Consider the following 20,070-nt stretch of genomic DNA (forward strand, 5'->3'; position numbering starts at 1 on the left):
TAAGCAACGCAGGGAGTTTGACGTGGCTGTCAGGGATGCACGTGTTCATCGACCATGGCGCAGGCTGGTTCTCGGCCTGTTCGCCCTTCTCGCCATCGGCCCCGCGCGGGCCGAGACCCTGGTCATTGCCGGGGATATCTGGTGCCCCATCAATTGCGCGCCCGAGTCGGCCAAGCCCGGCATCTTCGTCGAGCTGGCGCGGGATATCTTCGCCGAGGCCGGCATCCAGGTTGAGTACCGGGTGATCAACTGGGCGCGGGCCATCAGCGACGCGCGCACCGGCAAGCTCAACGCGGTGATAGGCGCCGGCATCCAGGATGCCCCGGACTTCCTCTACACCCCCACCGCGCCTGGCATTTCGCGCATGTGCTTCTACGTCGCCCAGGGCGCGCCCTGGCGCTACCAGGGGTTGGGTTCGCTGGCGCAGGTGCGCCTGGGCACCATAAACAGCTACAGCTATGGCCAGGAAATCGACGCCTACGTCCGCATGCATCGCGCCAAGGGCGACCGGGTGCAGGTGGTTTCCGGCGAGCAGGCACTGGAGATGAATGTGGAGAAGGTGCGCTTCGGCCGCCTCGACGCCACGGTGGAGAACAGCTGGGTGATGGAGAACCTGCTGGCCCGTACCCGCCAGCAGGACCGCCTGCAGTCGGCGGGCTGCCGCGCCCCGGACGTGCCCATCTACCTGGCCTTCTCGCCCGCCATCGAGGCCAGCGCCCGCTACAACGCCCTGTTCGAGGCGGGCCTGCAGCGTTACCGCGCCTCGGGCCGGCTGGATGCCCTGATGCGCAGCTATGGCGTGACGACGCCCTGATTGGCGGCGGGATTACGACGCCTGTCTATACTCCCGGCCATTCATCGTTATAGAAGGGGAGCCCATGCAGCCCTCCCGACATCAGCTGCTGCGCCTGCGAAGGGTATCGCTGGCCAGTGGTGCATCGTTGTTGTTCCTGCTGTTGTGCTGGTCGGCGCATGCCGCCGGCTACCTGGGCCTGAGCCTGGGCGGCATGCTCTTGCTCACGGGCCTGGTCGGGCTCAGTTGCCTGGCGTTCCTGGCCCTGGTGCGCAGCAACCTCAACCTGCGCTTCCATGATCCCAGCTTGACGCTGCCGCTGATGAGCTGGGCGATCTGCGTGATCTTCGCCACCGCCTACCATGCCGGCGAGCTGCGCCTGCTGTTTTTGATGACGGTGCTGCTGGTGCTGATGTTCGGCACCTTCCGCCTGCTGTTGCGCGGCTTTTTGCTGGTGATCCTGCTGACGGCCGTGTGCTACGCGTTGCTGATCAGCTCGCTGGTCGCTTCGGGCCGGGAGCTGGACCTGCACAGCGAGGCGATCCAGGCGGTGGAGTTCTTCGTGCTGCTGACCGGCGTCGGCCTGCTCTCCCTGGAGATGAACGGCCTGCGGCGCAGCCTGGTGCAGCGCAACAACGACTTGCGCCTGGCCTTGGAGAGCATCCAGAAGCTGGCCATCACCGACGAACTCACGGGCCTCTACAACCGCCGCTTCACCAAGGAAATCCTCGCCCAGCAGAAAGCCCTGGCCGATCGGGGCGACTACGGCTTCGTGCTCTGCCTGGTGGACCTGGACTACTTCAAGAACGTCAACGATCGCTATGGCCACGGCTGTGGCGACGCGGTGCTGCGCCAGCTGTCGAAGATGCTGCAGGAGTCGGTGCGGGATGTGGACTTCGTGGCGCGGCTGGGGGGCGAGGAATTCCTGCTGGTGCTCTCGCGCACCAACGAGGCGGGGGCCGAGGTGATGCTGGAACGCTTGCAGGCCAAGGTGCGTGCGGCGCACTGGGACGAATGCCCGGGGTTGAAGCTGACGCTGTCCCTGGGGGTCAGCGCCTATCGACCCGGCGAATCCTGGGAGGAAAGCCTGCTACGGGTCGATATGGCGCTTTACGAGGCCAAGCACAGCGGCCGCGATCAGCTCGCGGTGCTGTAGCGGCGCACGCCCTCGTCCTGCATCGCGGCCTGGGCGGCGACGCTGCCATGGGCGGGGAACACCACCAAGTGATCGGCGGCCACGCGGATGCCCACGTGCTGGCCGGGCTGGTGGTCGGCGTGGCTGGGGAAAATGGCTTCCAGCTGGGTGCCGGTGGGCAGTTGCAGGCGGTACAGGGTGGCTGCACCGAGGAAGGTCTTGCCGGTCACCAGGGCCTTGAGCTCACCCTCGGGCGCGGGGACGATGTCGTCGGGGCGCAGCAGCACGTCCACCGCGCTGCCTTCCGGCCAGGCGTAGGCGCGGTTGCCACGGATCAGGCCGAGTTCGGTCTGCACCGTGTCCGGGCACACCTGCTGGCCACGGATGAAGTAGCCCTGGCCGACGAAGCTGGCGACGAAGGGGGTCGCCGGCTCGTGGTAGAGGTTGTAGGGGGTGTCCCACTGCTCCAGGTTGCCGTTGTTGAACACGCCGACCTGGTCGCTCACTGCAAAGGCTTCTTCCTGGTCATGGGTAACCAACACGGCGCTGGTGCCACGGGCCTTGAGGATGTCGCGCACCTCTAGGCTGAGGCGACGGCGCAGCTCGCCATCGAGGTTGGAGAAGGGTTCGTCGAGCAGCAGCAGCGCCGGCTCGGGGGCCAGGGCGCGGGCCAGGGAGACGCGTTGCTGCTGGCCGCCGGAGAGTTCGTTGGGGTAGCGCCTGGCCAGCTGGCCGAGCTTGACCAGCTCCAGCAGCTCACCGGTGATGCGCGCTCGCTCGGGGTGTTTGCGGATGCCGAAGGCGACGTTCTCTTCCACGGTGAGGTGGGGGAACAGCGCGTAGTCCTGGAACACCATGCCGATGCGGCGTTTTTCCGGGGCCAGGGTGAAGCCGGCCTTGGAGATCACTTCGCCCGCCAGCTCGATCTCGCCTTCGAACACCGGCTCGAAACCGGCGATGGCGCGCAGGGTGGTGGTCTTGCCGCAGCCCGAGGGCCCCAGCAGGCAACCGATGTCGCCGGCGTTGAGGTGCAGGTTGAGGTTCTGTACGACGCGCTGGTCCTGGTAGCCGCAGCTCAGGTTGCGCAGGTTTAGAAGCAGTTCGTGGCTCATGCTCGGGACGCGTGTTCGACGAGGAATTCCAGCAGCGCCTTTTGCGCATGCAGGCGGTTTTCTGCCTGGTCCCAGGCCACAGAACGCGGGTCGTCGAGCAGGTCCATGCTGATTTCCTCGCCCCGGTGCGCCGGCAGGCAGTGCATGAAGATAACCGCTTCATCGGCCAGCGCAAGCAGCGCCTGGTTCACCTGGTAGGGCTTGAACAGCGCCAGGCGCTGCGCGGTCTCTTCTTCCTGGCCCATGGAGGTCCACACGTCGGTGCTCACCAGGTGGGCGCCGCGTACCGCCTCGCGCGGGTCACGCAGTACCTGCACGCGGTCGCCGGCCTGGGCGAGGAACGCCGGGTTGGGCTCGAAGCCTTCCGGGCAGGCGACGTTGAGGCGGAAGTCGAACTGGATCGCCGCTTCTATATAGGTGTTGCACATGTTGTTGCCGTCACCGATCCAGGCCACGGTCTTGCCCTGGATGGCGCCGCGGTGTTCCTGGAAGGTCTGCATGTCGGCCAGCAACTGGCACGGGTGCAAGTCGTCGGAGAGGCCGTTGATCACCGGCACGCGGGAATTCTCGGCGAACTCCACCAGCTTGCTGTGGGCGAAGGTACGGATCATCACCGCATCGAGCATGCGCGACATGACGATGGCGCAATCGCTGATCGGCTCGCCACGGCCCAGCTGGGTGTCGCGGGGCGAGAGGAAGATCGCCTGGCCACCGAGCTGGATCATCCCGGCCTCGAAGGAGAGGCGGGTACGGGTGGAGGCCTTCTCGAAGATCATGCCCAGCACGCGGCTCTTCAGGGGCTCGTAGGGGACGCCTCGGTGGCGCAGGTCCTTCAGCTCGATGGCTCGACGGATCAGGCTGCTCAGCTCCTGGGGGGTGCAATCCATCAGGGAGAGAAAATGCCTTGCGCTCATTGCTGACTACCTTTTTTGCCTCTGGCCGCGGGTCCTGGTCGGTTTTTTCAGGGAAAAGCAGGCGGGACCGGCGGGCTAAGCCGCACGGGGCGACGGAATAGGGGGAGGCGCGATCTTATAAGGAATTGTCGCACTCTGCCAACCAGTGCCTCGAAGGCCCCGTGCCAGAGGCGTGCCCGCGTCTTCTTGGCCGTCGGCTCGAGGTCGTGGCGAAAACCGTCCCGACCGGTACCCAGGGCGAGCTGCCTGGAATCGTGGCCGGGCCGGATGGCGCGAACGCTTGACCGAATGCAAGGAAATTCGGCGAAGAGGTAGGGTTTGGGAAATTTCCAAGGGACAAATCAGCCTGCATGAACTTATGCGACGCAGGGCGCGTTGCTAGCGTGTGCCACCTCGAAATCACTCGGTTTCGGGGGCGGGGCCCGCCTACGGATGTTGGGCCCGGCCAGCATGTTCTGATCATGGAGATACCAATGAAGAAGTTCCTCGTACCTGCCGCCCTGGTCGTCGCTATCGCCGGTATGACCGGTTGCAGCAGCTACAACGTCAGCCAGCCGAGCTCACCGCTCAACGGCAACGTCAAGACCGGCCTGAAGGCCGACGTGGCGGTAGGCGAGCCGATCAGCGGGCAGTCCGAAGTGAACATCCTGTTCCACTTCCTGCAGTTCGGCGGCGATTCCCAGTTCGCCGATGGCGTGGTCTATGGCGGTGATGCCGGTGGCAGCCTGCCTTTCGGGCCCGATCCCATCTCGGCGGTGAAATCCGCTGCCGCGTTCAAGGCCGTCAAGTCCTCGGGTGCCGACCTGATCGTGGTGCCGCGCTACGAGCTCACCATCCAGGACTATTTCGTCTTCAAGAAAGTGAGCGCCAAGGTGACCGGCAATAAGGGCACCATCCAGTCCATCCGCTGACCCGCGAAGCGAATCGGCAGGCCTGATGCCTGCCGATTCATATCGTTGAATCTACTGGCCGACCGATCGATCTGCTTCCATAGTTCTGCTCTTGCGACCCGACCGGTCGTCTCGACACAAGAACATGAGGCAAGGCCATGACCAAGTCCGTTCACCACCGTGCATGCCATCTCTGCGAAGCCATCTGCGGGCTGACCATCGAAACCGAGGACCGGGACGACGGCTCCCGCCACATCCTCTCCATCAAGGGCGATGCCCAGGACAGCTTCAGCCGTGGCCATATTTGCCCCAAGGCGGTGGCCCTGCAGGACATCCAGAACGACCCCGACCGCCTGCGCCAGCCCATGCGCCGCGCCGGCAGCGAGTGGCAGCCCATCGGCTGGGATGAAGCCTTCGCCATGGTGGCCGAGCGCCTGGCCGAGATCCAGGCCCGTCACGGCAACAACGCGGTGGCGGTGTACCAGGGCAACCCCAGCGTGCACAACTACGGGCTGATGACCCACAGCAACTACTTCCTCGGCCTGCTGAAGACCCGCAGCCGCTTCTCCGCTACCTCGGTGGACCAGTTGCCCCATCACCTGGTGAGCCAGCAGATGTACGGCCATGGCCTGCTGATCCCCATCCCCGATATCGACCACACCGGCTTCATGCTGATCCTCGGTGGCAACCCGCTGGCGTCCAACGGCAGCATCATGACCGTGCCCGATGTGGAGAAGCGCCTGAAGGCCCTCAAGGCCCGGGGTGGCCGCCTGGTAGTGGTGGACCCGCGCCGCAGCGAGACGGCGGCCATCGCCGACCAGCACCTGTTCGTGCGCCCCGGCCAGGATGCCGCGTTGCTGCTGGCGCTGCTCAACACCCTGTTCGAGGAGAACCTGGGCCGCGGCACCCACCTGGCCGTCGACGGGCTGGATGACGTGCGCCGTGCCATCAGCGGCTTCACCGCCGAGACCATGGGCCCCCGTTGCGGCATCGACGCCGCGGCCATCCGCCAGCTGGCGCGGGACTTCGCCGCCGCAGAAAGCGCCGTCTGCTACGGGCGCATGGGGGTTTCCACCCAGGCCTTCGGCAGCCTCTGCCAGTGGCTGATCCAGTTGATCAACCTGGTCACCGGCAACGTCGACAGCGTCGGCGGCGTGCTCTGCACCGAGCCGGCGGTGGACCTGGTGGCGACCACTGGCGGCGGGCATTTCAACCGCTGGCAGAGCCGCGTTTCCGGGTTGCCGGAATACGGCGGCGAGCTGCCCGTCTCGGCCCTGGCCGAAGAGATGCTGACCCCGGGCGATGGGCAGATCCGTGCGCTGGTGACGGTGGCCGGCAACCCGGTGCTGTCCACCCCCAACGGGCGGCGCCTGGAGCAGGCCCTGGACGGCCTGGACTTCATGCTCAGCATCGACCTCTACATCAACGAGACGACGCGCTACGCCGACCTGATCCTGCCGCCCACCGCGCCGCTGGAGCACGATCACTACGACACCACCTTCAACGTCTTCGCGGTGCGCAACGTCACCCGCTTCAACGAGCCGGTGCTGGCCAAGCCCCAGGGCGCCCTGCACGACTGGGAGATCTTCGTCGGCCTGGCCCAGGCCTTCGCCGCACGCACCAGCGTCGAGCTGAAGCCGACCCTGGAGCCGAAGCAGATGATCGACATGGGCCTGCGTTTCGGCCCCTATGGCGATAGTTCCGAGCACAAGCTCTCGGTGCAGCGCCTGGGTGATTTCCCCCATGGGCTGGACCTGGGCCCGCTCAAGCCCAACCTGGCGGGGCGCTTGAAAACGGCTGACAAGCGCGTGGTCGGCGCACCGTCGATCTTCCTCGGCGACCTGGGCCGTTTCGCCGCCCAGCAGCTGCCGGCGGAAGGCGAGCTGGTGCTCATCGGCCGGCGCCACGTGCGCAGCAACAACTCCTGGATGCACAACTACCACCGCCTGGTGAAGGGCAAGCCACGTCATCAGCTGCTGATGAATCCGGGCGACCTGGAGCGTCGCGGGTTGGTGGACGGGCAGCGGGTGCGGGTGCGTTCGCGGGTGGGGATGATCGAGGTGGAGGTGGCGGCCAGCGAGGAGATGATGCCCGGCGTCGTCAGCCTGCCCCATGGCTGGGGCCATGCGCGGCCCGGGGTGATGATGGGCATCGCCAGCGAGCAGCCCGGAGCCAGCGCCAACGACCTGACCGACGAACGGCAGCTGGATGCAGTCTCCGGCAATGCCGCGCTGAATGGGGTTCCGGTGGAGGTGGTTGCCGCCTGAAAGTCGTAGGGGCAAGCCCGAGCGTTGTGCTCGGACTTCCGTTACAATGCCGCCATCCTGCCGACCGACGAGTCGGAACGTTCAGCCGAGGTAGCCATGGATATCATCGAAACCATCAAAGAGCAGATCGCCAACAACACCGTACTGCTGTACATGAAGGGCTCGCCGAATGCCCCGCAGTGCGGCTTCTCCGCACGTGCCGCGCAGGTGGTCATGGGCTGTGGCGAGAAGTTCGCCTATGTCGACATCCTGCAGAACCCGGAAATCCGCGCCAACCTGCCCACCTACGCCAACTGGCCGACCTTCCCCCAACTCTGGGTGGGCGGTGAGCTGGTCGGTGGTAGCGACATCCTTGCCGAGATGTTCGACAAGGGCGAGCTGCAGCAACTGATCAAGGATGCAGTGAGCAAGTCCGGCGCCAGCGCCTGATACCGCTCCCGCTCCAAAAGAAAAGCCCCGCAGATGCGGGGCTTTTTCATGTCCGGACGTTTTATTCGTCCATCTGCGACTGCAGGTAGTTCTCCAGGCCGACCTTGTCGATCAGGCCCAGCTGGGTTTCCAGCCAGTCGATGTGCTCTTCCTCGGACTCGAGGATGTCTTCGAGCAGTTCGCGGGTGCCGTAGTCACCGACGCTTTCGCAGTAGGCGATGGCGGCTTTCAGGTCCGGTACGGCGGTCAGTTCCAGCTTCAGGTCGCTGGCGAGCATTTCCTTGGTGTTCTCGCCGATCATCAGCTTGCCCAGGTCCTGGAGGTTGGGGATGCCTTCCAGGAAGAGGATGCGCTTGATGAGCTTGTCGGCGTGTTTCATCTCGTCGATGGACTCGTGGTACTCGTGCTTGCCGAGCTTCTCCAGGCCCCAGTCCTCGTACATGCGGGCATGCAGGAAGTACTGGTTGATGGCCACAAGTTCGTTGCCAAGGATCTTGTTGAGATGCTGGATGACTTTCTTGTCGCCTTTCATGTGGAGTCCTGCCGTGCAAAGGGGTGGAAGTGATCGAATTTTATCCAGTCGCCCGGCAAAGTCAACGTAAGTTATTGATTAGTAAGATAATTTGAATGTGAATAAGAATGTTTAGATTCCGCGTCTTGGCGCTAACTGCTTGAATTGTTGGCATAAAAAAACCGGACGCCAGGTCCGGTTCTTCAAAACTGATTTGTATCAGGCAGGCACGAAGGTCGCGGGATAGGCGAGGGCGGCCTGGCTGCTCTGTACTTCGGTGAGGGTTTCACGCACCACCTGCTTGGCGAGGCAGGCGCACTTGCCGCATTGGGTGCCGACGCCGAGGGTCTCGCGGACCTCGCGGTAGCTGCAGCAGCCTTCATAGATCGCATCACGAATGTGGCCGTCAGTGACACCTTGGCAGAGACAGACGTACATGGGTGGGCTCAACGCTCGGTAGTGGGCTTGATGGAAAGCGATACTAATCAGAATGAGAATGATTGTCAAAGTCCGTCCGTCAGGCTGCATTCCAGAGCGGTCCGGGCCTTAAACCAGGGCGAGGTGCCAGGTCCGGTGGTGCGATTCCGGGCTCCGCGACGTTGGGCCTCGCTGCACTCGTCGCCAACCTACGGGGCACCCTACAACCCAGGCAAAAGAAAGCCCGGCATCGGCCGGGCTTTCTTATAGAGGGTCTGTGGACAACGGCGACCTCAGTCGTCGTCTTCCATCCAGCCGCCCATTTCCTTCCAGCGGTTGACGATGCCGCAGAACAGCTCGGCGGTCTTCTCGGTGTCGTAGCGCGCGGAGTGGGCTTCGCGGCCGTCGAACTCGATGCCGGCCACCTGGCAGGCCTTGGCCAGGACGGTCTGCCCGTAGGCGAGGCCGGCGAGGGTGGCGGTGTCGAAGCTGGAGAAGGGGTGGAAGGGGTTGCGCTTGAGCCCGGTGCGGTTCACTGCCGCATTGAGGAAGCCCAGGTCGAAGCTGCTGTTGTGCCCCACGAGGATGGCGCGCTTGCAGCCGCTGGCCTTGATCGACTTGCGCAGGCCCCGGAAGATTTCATTCAGCGCGTGCTCTTCGCTCACCGCCATGCGCAGCGGGTGGTCGAGCTTGATGCCGGTGAATTCCAGCGCCGCCTGTTCGATGTTGGCGCCTTCGAACGGCTCGATGCGGAAGAAGTGGGTGTGGTCCGGGTAGAGGAAGCCCTGTTCGTCCATGGCGATGGTGGTCGCCGCGATCTCCAGCAGGGCGTCGGTGGCGGCATTGAAACCGCCGGTCTCCACGTCCACCACCACGGGCAGGTAGCCGCGGAAGCGGGCGGCCATGGGGTGGCGAGGGCCTTGGGGCAGGCTGCCGTCGAGCTCGTCGTCGTACAGGTCTTCGCTCACGCGTTTTTCTCCAGCAGGCGCCAGCGCAGCTTCTCGCCAGCGCGCAGCGGGATTACGGTCTGCTCGCCCAGGGGCAGGCTTGCGGGGGCGGTCCATTCTTCACGGACCAGGGTGATGCTGTCGGTGTTGCGCGGCAGGCCGTAGAAGTCCGGGCCGTTCTTGCTGGCGAAGGCTTCCAGCTTGTGCAGGGCGTTGCGCTGCTCGAAGGCCTCGGCATACAGCTCGATGGCTGCATAGGCGGTGTAGCAGCCGGCGCAGCCGCAGGCGGCTTCCTTGGCGTGCTTGGCGTGGGGCGCCGAGTCGGTGCCGAGGAAGAAGCGCGTGCTGTCGCTGGTGGCCGCATCCAGCAGGGCTTCCTGGTGGGTGTTGCGCTTGAGGATCGGCAGGCAATAGAAGTGCGGGCGGATGCCGCCGACCAGCATGTGGTTGCGGTTGTACAGCAGGTGGTGGGCGGTGATGGTCGCGCCGACGTTGGCCGAGGCGGCCTCCACGAACTGCACGGCGTCGCGGGTGGTGATGTGCTCGAAGACCACCTTCAGGGTCGGGAAACGCTCGACCACGCGGCGCAGGTGCTCGTCGATGAAGATCTTCTCGCGGTCGAATACGTCGACATCGCCACGGGTCACTTCACCGTGGACCAGCAGCAGCATGCCGACTTCGGCCATGGCTTCCAGGGCCGGGAAGATGGTGTCGATGCGGGTGACGCCCGAGTCCGAGTTGGTGGTTGCGCCGGCCGGGTACAGCTTGGCGGCATGGACGAAGCCGGAAGCCTTGGCCGCGCGGATGTCCTCGGGGCGGGTGCGGTCGGTGAGGTAAAGCACCATCAGCGGCTCGAAGCGGCTGCCGGCCGGGCGTGCGGCGAGGATGCGCTGGCGATAGGCGTCGGCCTCTTCGGCGTTGCGCACCGGGGGCACCAGGTTGGGCATGATGATGGCGCGGCCAAAGGTGCGCGCGGCATCGGCGACTGTGTGGGACAGCACGGCACCATCGCGCAGATGGATGTGCCAGTCGTCGGGGCGCAGCAAGGTCAAACGGTCGGACATGGGGGGCTTCCAGGCGGGCAAAACTCGTCGTGCATGCTACCGGAAAAGCTTTTTCGGGGCACGCGGGGCTTGTGTTTCAAGGCGTCGGCGGTTTTTTCACGGTGTGACAGCGAAGGCCTTGCGGCGGCGCTGCGGGCAACGAACGGATACGGCGAATCCACTCAAGTTTTGCAGGCCGCCACCGATAGCCCTGGGGAGTGCAGAAATTTCCCGTGGAGCCCGCCGTCGTGCGCCAGTGCTATGTCGCCCTGCTCAGCCTGTTCGCCAGCCTTCCGGCCATGGCCATTACCTTCCAGACCCGCCTGGAGAAGGCCGAATGGGCGGTCGAGGGCGACAAGTTCGAGTGCCGCCTGTCGCAACCGATCACCGATTTCGGCAGTGGTGAGTTCGTGCGCCGCGCAGGCGAGCAGGTGACCTTCCGTCTCAAGGCCCGCGAACGCTGGATGGGCGCCGGTTCGGCCACCCTGCTGGCCGCTGCCGCCCCTGGCAGCCCGGACGTGGCGACATCAACCTCGGTGCCGTCAGCGTCGGCAATGGCGAAGTCCCGTTCAACAGCAGCCAGCTCCAGGGTGGGCGCCTGCTCACCGGCCTGCTGGAAGGGCGTAGCCCGCTGGTACGCCACCGCACCCTGCAGGGCGGCGAAGCCATGGAAGTGCGCCTGCTGCCGGTGAACTTCAACAAGGCCTACAACGACTACCTCGCCTGCACCACCAAGTTGCTGCCGGTGAACTTCGACCAGATCAAGAATGCCCAGCTCGCCTTCCCGGGCGGCGGCACGGCACTGGACGAAATGGGCCGTGCGCGGCTGGAGATCATCCTCGACTACCTCAAGGCCGATCCCAGCGTGAACCACATCGAGATCGACGGTCACTCCGACAACGCCGGCAATCGCCTGACCAACCGCGACCTCTCGCGCCGTCGCGCCCTGGCGGTGTTCGACTACTTCAAGGCCAACGGCATTCCCGAATCGCACATGGTCATGCGCTTCCATGGCGAGCGCTACCCGCTGGTGCCCAACAGCAACGAAGCCAACCGGGCGAAGAACCGTCGCGTCACCCTCGCCCTGTCCCGCGAAGCCGAAGCACCGCCTCCCGCCGAAGCGCCGGCAGCGGCCCCTGCACCGATCATCCCCGAGGCCGACAAGGCCACCCAGGGCGCGGCGTCCTGAGCCCGCCCGGGTCGATTCGACGAAAGAATCTGTCGCTTGGTCGTCATTGCCTGTCGCGCCACTGTAATTTGGCCGCCAGGGTCAGTAGAATCACGGGTTTTTCGCACAACCCCGTGGAGTTGATGGCATGGCGGACGTAAAGAAGGTTGTCCTGGCGTATTCCGGTGGCCTGGACACCTCGGTAATCCTCAAGTGGCTGCAAGATACCTATAACTGCGAAGTGGTGACCTTCACCGCCGACCTCGGTCAGGGCGAAGAGGTCGAGCCGGCCCGTGCCAAGGCCCAGGCCATGGGCGTCAAGGAAATCTACATCGACGACCTGCGCGAAGAATTCGTCCGCGACTTCGTGTTCCCGATGTTCCGCGCCAACACCATCTACGAAGGCGAGTACCTGCTGGGTACTTCCATCGCCCGCCCGCTGATCGCCAAGCGCCTGATCGAGATCGCCAACGAGACCGGCGCCGACGCCATCTCCCACGGCGCCACCGGCAAGGGCAACGACCAGGTCCGCTTCGAGCTGGGCGCCTATGCGCTGAAGCCGGGCGTGAAGGTGATCGCCCCCTGGCGCGAGTGGGACCTGCTGTCCCGCGAGAAGCTGATGGACTATGCCGAGAAGCACGCCATCCCGATCGAGCGCCACGGCAAGAAGAAATCGCCGTACTCCATGGACGCCAACCTGCTGCACATCTCCTATGAAGGCGGCGTGCTGGAAGACACCTGGACCGAGCACGAAGAAGACATGTGGAAGTGGACCAAGTCGCCGGAAGCGGCGCCGGACACCCCCACCTACATCGAACTGACCTACCGCGCCGGTGACATCGTCGCCATCGACGGCAAGGACATGTCCCCGGCCCAGGTGCTGACCGAGCTGAACCGCATCGGTGGCGAGAATGGCATCGGCCGCCTCGACATCGTCGAGAACCGCTATGTCGGCATGAAGTCCCGTGGCTGCTACGAGACCCCCGGCGGCACCATCATGCTGCGCGCCCACCGCGCCATCGAGTCGATCACCCTGGACCGCGAAGTGGCCCACCTGAAAGACGAGCTGATGCCCAAGTACGCCAGCCTGATCTACACCGGCTACTGGTGGAGCCCCGAGCGCCTGATGCTGCAACAGATGATCGACGCCTCGCAGACCAACGTGAACGGCGTGGTACGCCTGAAGCTGTACAAGGGCAACGTCGTCGTGGTCGGCCGCAAGTCCGACGACTCGCTGTTCGACGCCAACATCGCGACCTTCGAGGAAGACGGCGGCGCCTACAATCAGGCGGACGCGGCGGGCTTCATCAAGCTCAACGCCCTGCGCATGCGCATCGCCGCCGGCAAGGGCCGCAAGCTGTTCTGATAAGCTGAGCGCCCCGTGCCATGCGAACCCCGGCCACGAGTCGGGGTTCTGCTTTTATAAGCCCACAACCGGGCAACGATGAGGAAACCCTGATGAGACTGCTGCATACCATGCTGCGCGTCGGCGACATGGACACATCCATCGCCTTCTACACCGAAGTCCTGGGCATGACCCTGCTGCGTCGCAAGGACTACCCGGACGGCCAGTTCACCCTGGCGTTCGTCGGCTACGGCAATGAAGCCGAGAACAGCGTCATCGAGCTGACCTACAACTGGGGTGTGGACAAGTACGAGTTGGGCACCGGCTACGGCCACATCGCCCTGGAAGTGGCCGATGTCTACAAGGCCTGCGAAGACATCCGCGCCCGTGGTGGCAAGATCACCCGCGAGCCGGGCCCGATGAAGCACGGCACCAGCATCCTGGCCTTCGTCGAAGACCCGGACGGCTACAAGATCGAACTGCTCTCGCCCTCGCGCAACGACTGAGCGCCAGGCGCCTGAAGAAGCCCCGCCAATGCGGGGCTTTTTTTGGCTCTGCGTTAAGTGTTGCTAGAGGATTTGAGTCCAGCTTATTGCCGAGTTTTGCTGATGTTTCTGGTTTCGCCCCCCCGGGCGAGTCTCTTTTGACAGTCGTCGGGGTGCCGAACCACCCAAAAGAAACCAAAAGGGCTTGCCCCATCATCCGGCCCCGGCTTTGCCGGGGTTCCCTCACGCCATCGTCGCTATCGGGGGCCGGCGCGATGGGCCATCCATGGCCTGGCGCGCCTCTCGCGGCATCCATGCCGCTCGTCCCCCGGCGCAACGACTGCGTTCGGCCTCCTGGAGGGGCGTTGGCGGCTGCTCCAACTTTCTTCGCTCGACCCCTCACATTGATGTGCGCAGTAACCCGACGCACGTTCGTAGGATGGCGTAGAGCGAAGCGAAACCCATGCGGCGGAGGTGGCACGAACCCTTTGGCGCCCGGAAAGCATCGTGCTTGAGCGCTTGCATTAAAACCACAACAGCTAACGCAGACAGAGCCCTTTTTTCGTCCGCAGATGGCTGCAACCCCACAAACAAAAAGCCCCGCATCGGCGGGGCTTTCGGGCGGCTTCACATCAGAGGTCGAAATCGTAATCGGACAACTGCTTCTGCAGGCGGCGCTCTTCCAGGTAGTTGTCGATGATGCGGCGCTTGGTCAGGTTGGTCTTGGCAACCTCGACCGGAGCCTCGCCATCATCAGCGTCCTCGACGACGAAGTCTTCCTCGGTCTCGATCTCTTCTTTGGCTGTGCTCATACGGTCACTCCACGATGCGGGGCGCTATTGGCGCACCTTATAGCGACAAAGCAGAGGCCGGTAAAAAAGATTTTTTCAATCGAAGCATCGAGCGGTTCAATGAAGCCTCAATCGTCCGAGGTTTTCGCCTTGTATTCGCACAGGTCCTCGATCCGGCAGGCGCCACAGCGCGGCTTGCGGGCCACGCAGACATAACGTCCATGCAGGATCAGCCAATGGTGGGCGTCGAGCAGGTAATCCCTTGGTACGAATTTGAGCAGCTTCTTCTCCACCTCCAGCACGTTCTTGCCGGGGGCGATGCCGGTGCGGTTACTGACGCGGAAGATGTGCGTGTCCACCGCCATGGCCAGCTGGCGGAAGGCGGTGTTGAGCACCACGTTGGCGGTCTTGCGACCGACGCCGGGCAGGGCCTCCAGCGCCTCGCGCTCGTCCGGCACCTGGCTGCCGTGCTTCTCCACGAGAATGCGGCAGGTCTCGATGACGTTCTTCGCCTTGCTGTTGTACAGGCCGATGGTCTTGATGTACTCCGACAGCCCCTCCACGCCCAGGGCATGAATGGCCTCCGGCGTGTTGGCCACCGGGAACAGCTTGGCCGTGGCCTTGTTCACCCCGACGTCGGTGGCCTGGGCGGAGAGGATTACCGCGATCAGCAACTCGAAGGGCGAGGAATAGGCCAGTTCGGTCTTGGGCTCGGGGTTGTCCTCATGCAGGCGGCGGAAGATTTCCAGGCGTTTGGCGGCATTCATGGTCGACGGCTTCTGATTAGGGTTTGAGGCGCACGAGCGCCAGGAGCAGGCCCAGGAGGATAAGGCCTCCCGGCGCCGAGGCGAAGAGCGGCAGGCCGTCGGCAGCCGCCTGCCAGTGCAGGGCGCCAAGGCCCAGCCATTCGCCGTGGGCCAGCAGGCTGGCGTGGCCGAGCAGCTCCCGCAGCGCGCCCAGCAGCAGGGCGCACGCGGCGAACAGCAACCCCTGGCGCAGGCCGGCGCCGGGGCCGGCGGGCTCGATCGCCACCAGCAGAAGGCAGGGCAGCGCCAGCAGGGCGAGGAAGGGGCCCAGGGCCCGATGCAGCTCGAAGGCGAAGGCCTGCATCAGCAACTGGGCGAGGCCCACCAGCACGCCGGCCAGCAGCAGGGCGCCGAACCACAGGGCATGGCCGGACAGCGCACGGCGCAGCACAGGCAGCAGCAGGCCGAACAGGCTCAGCAGCGGCAGGGCAACCAGGGCGATGCCCAGCGCCTTGACCAGCAGGTCGCTGGCGCCCAGCAGGGGCGCCAGGCCAAGCAGGGGCAGGGCGATGGCGGGCTTCATGGCGCATCCCCCAGCAGCTGCTCGCGATGGGCGTCGAAGTAGCGCAAACCCTGCTGGGTCGCGGCGACCACGGCGCGGGAAGTGATGGTGGCGCCGGCGATCTGGTCGAACGCACCGCCATCGGCCTTGACCCGCCACTCACCCGGGCGGTTGCCCGGTGAGACGCCTTCCAGGCTCGCCAGCCAGGGGCTGCGGGCGGGCTCGATACGGTCACCGATGCCGGCGGTCTCGCGGTGTTCCAGCACCTTGCTGCGCAACAGGCGGCCATCCGGGGCGATGGCCAGCAGCAGGCGGATCGGGCCTTCGTAGCCGGCGGCCGTGACCGGCAGCAGCAGCGCCACCACCTTGCCTTCGCGGCGCGCCAGCCAGGCGGCGGTGGGCGCGGGGCGGCCCAGGGTCTCGGCGTCCGGCAGGGCGATCGGTTCGCGCAGGGGGTGGTTGTCGTAGCTGCCGGGCGGCAACAGGTCGAGCAGCGCGCGTTCGTCGGCATCCACGGCGGCCGCGGTGATCTGCGGGCCGAGCCCCTGGTACGAGGCGACCAGCAGCGCCAGGCCGCCAAGGCCCAGCGCCAGCAACACCACCAGCGAGCGGCCGTTCATGGGCGTACCCCGCGTGCGGCGACCCGCTCCAGCGTGGGCACCAGCAGGTTCATCGCCAGCACCGCGAAGGCCAGGCCGTCCGGGTAGCCGCCCCAGGTGCGGATCCCATAGACCAGCAGGCCGACGCCCACGCCGAACAGCAGGCGCGCGCGGTCGCTGGCAGGGCCGGAAACCGGCTCGGTGACGATGAAGAAGGCGCCCAACATGGTGGCGCCGGAGAACAGGTGCAGCAGGGGCGAGCCGTTGGAGTCCGAGCCGCTGCCGTTCCAGCACAGCAGCGCGGCGACGAAGAGCGCGGCGAGCATGCCCACCGGTGCGTGCCAGCGGATCACCTTCTGTTGCAGCAGGATCAGGCCGCCGGCGAGGAAGGCCAGGTTGACCCACTCGGCACCGTGCCCGCCGACGCCACCGAAGGCGCCGTGGCCGGCGAACAGCTCGTCGATGGTCAGGCGGTCGTTGTGGCGCAGGGTATCCAGCACCGTGGCCTGGCTCCAGCCATCCACCAGGCCGCTGCCGAAGCCGAACACCTGTTGCAGTGCGCCCCAGGGGCCGTGGACCTGGTCGGCGGCGGGCCAGTGGGTGAAGTGGGCGGGGAAGGCCAGCAGGGCCAGGGCGAAGCCGAGCATCGCCGGGTTGAAGGGATTGTGGCCGAAGCCACCGAACAGCGATTTGCCCAGGAGGATGGCGCAGGCACTCGCACACAGGGCCAGCCACCAGGGCGCATAGGGCGGCAGCGCCAGGGCCAGCAACACGGCGGTTACCAAGGCGCCGCCCTCGGCCAGGGGCGCCAGGCCGAACAGGGCCTCGGTAGGGGCGATGCGCTGGCTGCGCAGGCGCCGCACCAGGGCCTCGCCGGCCAGTGCGGTGGGAATGGCGATGGCCAGTTGCACCAGGGTGCCGCAGCCGTACTGCCAGAGCAGTGCAAGCAGGCCCGGCAGGCAGGCCAGCAGCACCAGGCGCATGCCTGGGCGCGGGTCGAAGCCGGGCTGCGCGGTCATGCTCCCGGGTGCCCGTCGAGCTGCGCCTGGGTCCGCGCCAGGCGTTCCCGGGCGCGGGCCAGGGCCTGGTCGTCGACGGGTTGGCGCCGCTCCAGCTTGCTCACCTCGGCGCGGGCCATGGCCAGCTCGGTCTTCAGCGCGCGCAGGGCCGGGTCGATGGGGTTCTTGTCGATGCGTTGCAGGTCCGGCGGGGCCTTGCCGCTGGCGTCTTCGGCGGCGTGCAGCGCCTGCTCGGCGTCGGCGAGGGCCTGGCGCAGAGGTGCCAGTTCCGCTTCGGCGGCGCCACGGGCCTCGGCGCTGCGCAGTTCGGTACGGCGGCTGAGCAGGGCGATCTTCGCCTGCTTCAGTGCGGCCATGCCCGGTGTGGGGGCGGCGGCCGGCTGGGCGCCTTGCAGGCGATCCAGCTCGGCTTCGGCCTGGGCCACGCTGGCGCGCAGTGCGTCCAGCTGGCTGCGCTGCTCGGCGTCCGGCTCATCGCCAAAGGCCTTCTCCGCCTTGGCCAGCTGGGTGCGGCCCATGGCGGCGGCGATCTTGGCCTTCTTGTAGGCGTCTTGGTCCAGGGCGGTCGGCGTGCTCTCGTTGGCCGCTTCCAGCGCGGCCTGGGCCTTGGCGTTGGCGATGCGCAGCGCTTCCACTTCGGCCGCGATATCGGAGGTGCCGTAGACCTCCAGCTGCTTCTCGGCCTTGGCCAGGGCGACCCTGGCCAGCGCGGCCTCGATCTTCAGGCGCTTCTGCCGCTCGGTCTGGATGCCGGCCGCGGCCTTCTGTGCCTTTACCCGTTCGATGGCGGCCTGCACCGGGTCACTGGGCGTGGGCGTCGCCACCGGTTGCCGCGCCTGTGCCTGGGCGGCCCTGGCGGCGCGGGCTTCGCGCTCGGCCAGGCGCCGGGCTTCGTCGCGGGCGAGGCGGCGGTTGCGTTGTTCGTAGCGATGGCGGAACTGGTCGGCGCGCTGGCGTTGCTCGCCGGCCGCCGGTTCCGCCAGGGGCAGGATGTCGATGCAGTCCACCGGGCAGGGCGCCACGCACAGCTCGCAGCCGGTGCATTCATCGGCGATCACCGTGTGCATCTGCTTGGCGGCGCCGACGATGGCGTCCACCGGGCAGGCCTGGATGCACTTGGTGCAGCCGATGCACTCGGCTTCGCGGATGAACGCCAGCTGCGGCGGCACCTGGCCGCCGGGGGCCTCCAGGGGCAGTGTCGGCACCTGCAGCAGGTCGGCCAGGGCGATGATGGTGGCGTTGCCGCCGGGCGGGCACTTGTTGATCGCCTCGCCCCGGGCCATGCCCTCGGCGTAGGGCCGGCAGCCGGGGTGGCCGCACTTGCCGCATTGGGTCTGGGGCAGCAGGGCGTCGATGCGCTGGATCAGCGCCACCTGGCTCATGAGGCCACCATGCCGTTGAAGCCGAGCAAGGCGACGCCCATCAGCCCGGCGCAGATCAGCATTACCGGCAGGCCGCGGAAGGGCGCGGGCACGTCGGCCGCCTCCACCCGTTGCAGCAGGTCGTCGAACAGGCGCAGGGCGATCCAGAAGCCGATGCCACCGCCGATGCCCAGGCCGAGGGCGCTGGCGAAATCACCGGCAGCGGCCAGCAGCATGGCGCCGAGTGCCGCGCCGTTGCCCAGCAGCAGGGGCAGCAGGCCGTCACGGGGCAGGTGCGGCGCGAGGCGGGCGAGCAGGGCCAGGCTCGCCCAGGCCAGCGGCAGCAGGGCGGGGAGCAGCAGGGCGATGCCGAGGTAGCCCAGGCCGAGGGGCGCCAGCAGTCGGTCCAGGGCCCAGGCCAGCGGCGTGGCGAGCACCAGCAGCAGGCCGCCGGCCAGCGCCAGGCTGCGGCTGCGGGACTGGCGCAGGGCGTCGGTGCCCAGGGGCAGGACGAGAATCAGGTTGTTGACCAGCGCTGCGCCGAGCAGGGCGAGGATGAAGTCGGTCATGGTCAGGGGCGTCGGGTCTATCGAAAAGGCCGCGCATTATCCGGGATGCTGCCGGAGCGGTACAGGGCCGCATGGTCGCGGCCCTTGTCAGCAAGGCTAGCTCAGCCCTGGGCGACGGCCTTGTTGCGGCGTGTGGCCTTGCGCCACAACCAGCGCACCAGCAGCGCCAGGGGGAACAGGATGATCACGAAGGGGATGCCGTAGCCGAGCATCTCCAGGGCCTGGGCGGTGCCTTCGGTGGCGTTGTCCAGCAGGCCGGAGGCGGCGTCGCCGATGCGCGACAGGCGGCTCGGGCGTTGCTGGTCGGTGGTGAAGTCCAGGGTCAGCAGGTTGGTGGCGATGCGGCGCTGCTGCTGGGCGGCTTCCTGGCTGGTGGCGGCCAGCTGCACTTCCAGCTCGGCCATTTCGCGGGCCAGGGCCAGCAGGTCGGCGACGGCCAGGTCCTTGCGCCCCTGGAACGCTTCCAGGGTCTTGTACTGGCGCTCCAGGCGCTCGCGGGTGCGGGCGTTGTCGCCCACGGCCTGGGCCAGGTCCTCGGCGCGGGTGTTGCGGCTTGCCAGTTCGCCCCTTCGGCGGCCAGGGCAACCATCTTCTCCACGCCCTCTGGCACGATGCGCAGCACCAACTGGCCGGCACGGTAGTCGCCCTGGCTCTGCTCGATGGCCAGCAGGTCGCAGGTGCCGAAGCGGCCGTCACCACAGGCTTCGCGGGCAGCGGCCAGGCGCGGGGCGACGTTCTCGGCGGCGAGGTGGATGGTGACCTGGTGCTCGTAGGCGAGGAAGGCACCGGGCTTGGAGGCTTCGCCCCGGAAGGCGGCTGCACCGCCGCTCCCTTCACCTTCTGATTGGGAGCAGCCGGCCAGGGCGGTGAGGGCCAGGAGCAGGGGCAGGGTCCAGTGCTTGATCATGTGCGTTCCTTGCGTGGTGTCGCGTGGTTTATCGGTTCCTGAAACGACGAAGCGCCTGGC

General features: G+C 66.4%; 20 protein-coding genes and 2 pseudogenes. 8 read left to right on the forward strand and 14 right to left on the reverse strand.

Annotated elements, in window-relative coordinates:
- Positions 1-22 precede the first annotated feature (22 nt).
- Together PSm6_RS17365 and PSm6_RS17370 are read left to right on the forward strand one after the other, a co-directional pair.
- Positions 23-814: a substrate-binding periplasmic protein gene (locus tag PSm6_RS17365; protein WP_184491585.1), complete on the forward strand. Its 792-nt coding sequence runs from the start codon at positions 23-25 to the stop codon at positions 812-814.
- A gap of 64 nt (positions 815-878) precedes the next feature.
- Positions 879-1,949, forward strand: a complete 1,071-nt coding sequence (locus PSm6_RS17370) for a GGDEF domain-containing protein (protein WP_265167854.1) — start codon at positions 879-881, stop codon at positions 1,947-1,949.
- Here the strand turns inward: PSm6_RS17370 and PSm6_RS17375 are convergent.
- Together PSm6_RS17375 and argF are read right to left on the reverse strand one after the other, a co-directional pair.
- Positions 1,931-3,040, reverse strand: coding sequence for an ABC transporter ATP-binding protein (locus PSm6_RS17375; protein ID WP_265167855.1), 1,110 nt, complete (start codon positions 3,038-3,040; stop codon positions 1,931-1,933). The genes PSm6_RS17370 and PSm6_RS17375 overlap by 19 nt on opposite strands.
- A complete protein-coding gene (gene argF / locus PSm6_RS17380; protein WP_031289069.1) occupies positions 3,037-3,954 on the reverse strand; it encodes an ornithine carbamoyltransferase in 918 nt (305 codons plus the stop codon). The genes PSm6_RS17375 and argF overlap by 4 nt, the downstream gene beginning before the upstream one ends.
- Before the next feature lie 473 nt (positions 3,955-4,427).
- On the opposite strand from argF, the gene PSm6_RS17385 reads away from it, so the two are divergent.
- From PSm6_RS17385 to grxD, 3 genes are all read left to right on the forward strand, one after another.
- The gene (locus PSm6_RS17385) at positions 4,428-4,865 is read left to right on the forward strand and encodes a hypothetical protein (protein ID WP_021222785.1); all 438 of its coding nucleotides are present in this window, start codon (positions 4,428-4,430) and stop codon (positions 4,863-4,865) included.
- A gap of 137 nt (positions 4,866-5,002) precedes the next feature.
- Positions 5,003-7,111 (forward strand): molybdopterin oxidoreductase family protein, encoded by a 2,109-nt coding sequence (locus PSm6_RS17390; protein ID WP_265167856.1) that lies wholly within the window; start codon positions 5,003-5,005, stop codon positions 7,109-7,111.
- Positions 7,112-7,207: 96 nt separating this feature from the next.
- Entirely contained in the window at positions 7,208-7,540 is a 333-nt protein-coding gene (gene grxD / locus PSm6_RS17395; RefSeq protein ID WP_031289067.1) for a Grx4 family monothiol glutaredoxin, read from the forward strand.
- Between the two features lie 61 nt (positions 7,541-7,601).
- On the opposite strand, the gene bfr is transcribed toward grxD, so the two are convergent.
- The 4 genes from bfr to pyrC form a co-directional block, all read right to left on the reverse strand.
- Positions 7,602-8,072 carry a bacterioferritin gene (bfr, locus tag PSm6_RS17400; protein ID WP_021222782.1) on the reverse strand — a complete coding sequence of 157 codons (471 nt, stop codon included), beginning with the start codon at positions 8,070-8,072 and terminating at the stop codon, positions 7,602-7,604.
- Between the two features lie 198 nt (positions 8,073-8,270).
- Positions 8,271-8,489 carry a bacterioferritin-associated ferredoxin gene (locus tag PSm6_RS17405; RefSeq protein WP_021222781.1) on the reverse strand — a complete coding sequence of 73 codons (219 nt, stop codon included), beginning with the start codon at positions 8,487-8,489 and terminating at the stop codon, positions 8,271-8,273.
- 272 nt (positions 8,490-8,761) lie between these two features.
- Entirely contained in the window at positions 8,762-9,436 is a 675-nt protein-coding gene (gene rnt / locus PSm6_RS17410; RefSeq protein ID WP_021222780.1) for a ribonuclease T, read from the reverse strand.
- Positions 9,433-10,479 carry a dihydroorotase gene (pyrC, locus tag PSm6_RS17415; RefSeq protein ID WP_043242822.1) on the reverse strand — a complete coding sequence of 349 codons (1,047 nt, stop codon included), beginning with the start codon at positions 10,477-10,479 and terminating at the stop codon, positions 9,433-9,435. The genes rnt and pyrC overlap by 4 nt, the downstream gene beginning before the upstream one ends.
- A 227-nt stretch (positions 10,480-10,706) precedes the next feature.
- On the opposite strand from pyrC, the pseudogene PSm6_RS17420 reads away from it, so the two are divergent.
- The 3 genes and pseudogenes from PSm6_RS17420 (at position 10,707) to gloA (ending at position 13,477) form a co-directional block, all read left to right on the forward strand.
- Positions 10,707-11,647, forward strand: a pseudogene (locus PSm6_RS17420) (flagellar protein MotY).
- Positions 11,648-11,774: 127 nt separating this feature from the next.
- Positions 11,775-12,992: an argininosuccinate synthase gene (locus PSm6_RS17425; protein ID WP_263401131.1), complete on the forward strand. Its 1,218-nt coding sequence runs from the start codon at positions 11,775-11,777 to the stop codon at positions 12,990-12,992.
- Positions 12,993-13,084: 92 nt separating this feature from the next.
- Complete coding sequence (gloA, locus tag PSm6_RS17430) at positions 13,085-13,477, forward strand: lactoylglutathione lyase (protein WP_021222776.1); 393 nt, start codon at positions 13,085-13,087, stop codon at positions 13,475-13,477.
- Positions 13,478-14,088: 611 nt separating this feature from the next.
- Here gloA and PSm6_RS17435 read toward each other — a convergent pair.
- From PSm6_RS17435 to PSm6_RS30540, 8 genes and pseudogenes are all read right to left on the reverse strand, one after another.
- Positions 14,089-14,268, reverse strand: coding sequence for a PA3496 family putative envelope integrity protein (locus tag PSm6_RS17435; protein WP_021219177.1), 180 nt, complete (start codon positions 14,266-14,268; stop codon positions 14,089-14,091).
- A gap of 107 nt (positions 14,269-14,375) precedes the next feature.
- Positions 14,376-15,014 carry an endonuclease III gene (gene nth, locus PSm6_RS17440; RefSeq protein ID WP_021219178.1) on the reverse strand — a complete coding sequence of 213 codons (639 nt, stop codon included), beginning with the start codon at positions 15,012-15,014 and terminating at the stop codon, positions 14,376-14,378.
- A gap of 16 nt (positions 15,015-15,030) precedes the next feature.
- A complete protein-coding gene (locus tag PSm6_RS17445) occupies positions 15,031-15,576 on the reverse strand; it encodes an Rnf-Nqr domain containing protein (protein ID WP_043242819.1) in 546 nt (181 codons plus the stop codon).
- The gene (locus PSm6_RS17450) at positions 15,573-16,175 is read right to left on the reverse strand and encodes an RnfABCDGE type electron transport complex subunit G (protein ID WP_043242818.1); all 603 of its coding nucleotides are present in this window, start codon (positions 16,173-16,175) and stop codon (positions 15,573-15,575) included. Before PSm6_RS17450 ends, PSm6_RS17445 begins: the two co-directional genes overlap by 4 nt.
- The gene (locus PSm6_RS17455; RefSeq protein WP_265167857.1) at positions 16,172-17,173 is read right to left on the reverse strand and encodes an RnfABCDGE type electron transport complex subunit D; all 1,002 of its coding nucleotides are present in this window, start codon (positions 17,171-17,173) and stop codon (positions 16,172-16,174) included. The genes PSm6_RS17450 and PSm6_RS17455 overlap by 4 nt, the downstream gene beginning before the upstream one ends.
- Positions 17,170-18,546, reverse strand: coding sequence for an electron transport complex subunit RsxB (gene rsxB / locus PSm6_RS17460; protein WP_043242838.1), 1,377 nt, complete (start codon positions 18,544-18,546; stop codon positions 17,170-17,172). Before rsxB ends, PSm6_RS17455 begins: the two co-directional genes overlap by 4 nt.
- 5 nt (positions 18,547-18,551) lie before the next feature.
- Entirely contained in the window at positions 18,552-19,103 is a 552-nt protein-coding gene (locus tag PSm6_RS17465) for an Rnf-Nqr domain containing protein (protein WP_043242816.1), read from the reverse strand.
- A gap of 101 nt (positions 19,104-19,204) precedes the next feature.
- Positions 19,205-20,007: pseudogene (locus PSm6_RS30540) on the reverse strand (DUF4349 domain-containing protein).
- Positions 20,008-20,070 lie beyond the last annotated feature (63 nt).

This window comes from Pseudomonas solani (genome assembly GCF_026072635.1).
Lineage (GTDB): Bacteria > Pseudomonadota > Gammaproteobacteria > Pseudomonadales > Pseudomonadaceae > Metapseudomonas > Metapseudomonas solani.